This window comes from Catenibacterium sp., from assembly GCF_052354645.1.
Classification (GTDB): Bacteria; Bacillota_I; Bacilli_A; order Erysipelotrichales; family Coprobacillaceae; genus Catenibacterium; species Catenibacterium mitsuoka_A.
In genome coordinates this window covers 1-2,295 of record NZ_DAWDDM010000302.1, presented here as the reverse complement: position 1 = coordinate 2,295, position 2,295 = coordinate 1, and the positions used below count along the sequence as shown (strand labels likewise).

Below are 2,295 nucleotides of genomic sequence, written 5' to 3'. Positions count from 1 at the left end.
CAACAATTCTTGTATCAACAGTGTTATATAACTTTTGAAAGAATCTTCCTATAAGAATAGGAAAAAAGAAAAAAAGCAACTGTTTGCAGATAACTCCCTTAGTGAAATCTTGTGTCTGATTCATGTTATTCCCCCCTAAAAGATTAATACATGATATCATATAAAAAGAATAAAAGATATGTTATCGTTTACTCTTTTAATCAAAGAGAATTCAATTAAAATAGAAAGAGAGTTGAAGCCCATGATACTAGATATATCACAAGACAATAAGTATACAGAAACTGAAAAAGAAGTGATTGATTATTTAATGAATCACTTGGATTTATTAGAAGAGTTGTCTATTAATGATTTAGCGAAAAAGACTTATACTTCTAATGCGACTATTATTAGATTGTGCCGTAAAGCAGGTTATAGTGGATATAAAGCTTTAAAGGTAGATTTAATTAAAGAAAGAGAAGCAAATAAGTATATTGTAGAGAATGTGGATTATACGACACCTTTTCAGTTTAATGAAACAACTGAAGAGATTATGAAGAATATGTTTTCTTTGTACCAGGAGAGTATTAAACAGGTATATTCTAGTCTAGATATAGATGTACTCAAGTCTATGGCAGATGAGATTATTCATAAGAAACGTATCTTTTTGTTTAGTTATGGAGATACACAGACTACAGTGATTAATTTTACGAATAAGCTTGTAAAGGTGAATATATTTCCTACTCTTGCGACACAGTTTGGAGAAGAAAGACATATTTCTAAACGCATGAACAAGGATGATTATGCACTTATTATTAGTTATAGAGGGCAAGAAAGACTTCTAGAGTGTGTACAGACATTAACTAAGAATCATGTGAGAATTGGACTTATTACTGCGAATAAGAAGAATTCATTAATGGCTTATTGTGATGATTTGATTATGATTCCTGATTGTGAGAAAGAGAATAGAATTAGTACATTCTATTCACAATTAGCTTTTCAGTATGTGTTAAGTAATCTTTATGCGATTATTTATCATCAGGTAAATGATTGAACTTTTAGTTCAATCAATTCTATCGATAAGTAAGAATAAAAGAACATTTGTTTCTATACATATGAAAACTGTTTTATAGTCAGATGATCTGTGATAGAAATGAATAAGGTGACGAACGTGAATAAAGAAGATGTATTAAAGTTAGAGGAAGAATTAAGTTTTGATCATTTTGATGCAGAAGATGCGTATTGTATCGGGAATGAAATAGTAAAGAAAACAACTCAACCGGTACGTATTAGAATTGTGTTAGATGGAGATATTGTATTCCAATACTTAATGCCTGGCAAAAGAGGTGTAGAGTGGTTAGATCGAAAGCAAAATACAGTGGAAAGATATCAACATAGCACTTATTATGTGTTTCTAGATCAAGAAGAAAGACATGTATATGATGAGAATGATTCTACTATTGCGATATGTGGTGGAGGTTTTCCACTTATTATAAAAGGTGAGTTACGTGGGTGTGTGATTATATCAGGACTTGCCCATGATGAAGATCACCAATTAATTATCAATACATTGGGAGAGTATAAGAATGAAAGCTTTTGCGAGTGATTTAGATGGGACTTTAGTATTTGATAGAAAAGTTAAAGATATGGATAAGGAAGCCATTCATATGTTTCAAAAGAAGAATATGTTTGGTGTATATACAGGAAGACCTATATGTAGTTTATTTGATATAGAGGATATTTCTTTTGATTTCTATATTGTTTCTTCTGGTGCTTTGTTATTAGATAGAAATAAGAAAATGATAGAAGAACATATTATAGATAAGAATCTAGCCAAAGATATATTCAACTATTATATAAATAAAGCAACTATTATTGTACAGACAGATGATTTGCATCATTTTTATGCAACTGGTTATTATAATAATCCTTTATTAACTCTTATTGATAGTTTTGAAGATATTGGAGACTTAAAGGTTTATAGTATTTCTTTAGTCTTTGATACAAATAAGGAAGCAGCTTCTTATGTATTAGATGTTAATGAGAGATATCCTCTATTATCTGGATATCAGAATAATAATTCTATTGATATTGTAGTAAAAGGTGTTTCTAAAGGAACAGGTGTAAAGGCAATGAAAAAACATCTCAATGCGGATGAGATGCTTGGTATTGGTGATTCTTATAATGATTTACCTTTGTTTAAGGCAAGTGATTATAGTTTTACTTTCCATAGTTCTGCCACTCAAAATGTGATTTAATATACCCACATCGAGATAATGTAAGTTCTCACGAACATTACTTACTATTTCATTGTGTATG

General features: G+C 29.8%; 3 protein-coding genes. All 3 read left to right on the top strand.

Annotation, left to right across the window (positions count from 1 at the left end; translation table 11 throughout):
* Positions 1–241 precede the first annotated feature (241 nt).
* The 3 genes from ACT8VG_RS10295 to ACT8VG_RS10285 all read left to right on the top strand — a co-directional run bounded on the left by ACT8VG_RS10295 (position 242) and on the right by ACT8VG_RS10285 (position 2,234).
* Positions 242–1,030 carry a MurR/RpiR family transcriptional regulator gene (locus tag ACT8VG_RS10295; protein ID WP_432265771.1) on the top strand — a complete coding sequence of 263 codons (789 nt, stop codon included), beginning with the start codon at positions 242–244 and terminating at the stop codon, positions 1,028–1,030.
* 117 nt (positions 1,031–1,147) lie between these two features.
* Entirely contained in the window at positions 1,148–1,582 is a 435-nt protein-coding gene (locus tag ACT8VG_RS10290; RefSeq protein ID WP_444195811.1) for a heme-binding protein, read from the top strand.
* A complete protein-coding gene (locus tag ACT8VG_RS10285; protein WP_288706595.1) occupies positions 1,563–2,234 on the top strand; it encodes an HAD-IIB family hydrolase in 672 nt (223 codons plus the stop codon). The genes ACT8VG_RS10290 and ACT8VG_RS10285 overlap by 20 nt, the downstream gene beginning before the upstream one ends.
* Positions 2,235–2,295: the final 61 nt, after the last annotated feature.

What these genes read in the sequence shown, in the direction of transcription:
- ACT8VG_RS10295 (WP_432265771.1), top strand. Translation starts at nt 242, where the DNA reads ATGATACTAGATATATCACAAGACAATAAGTATACAGAAACTGAAAAA.
- ACT8VG_RS10285 (WP_288706595.1), top strand. Translation starts at nt 1,563, where the DNA reads ATGAAAGCTTTTGCGAGTGATTTAGATGGGACTTTAGTATTTGATAGA.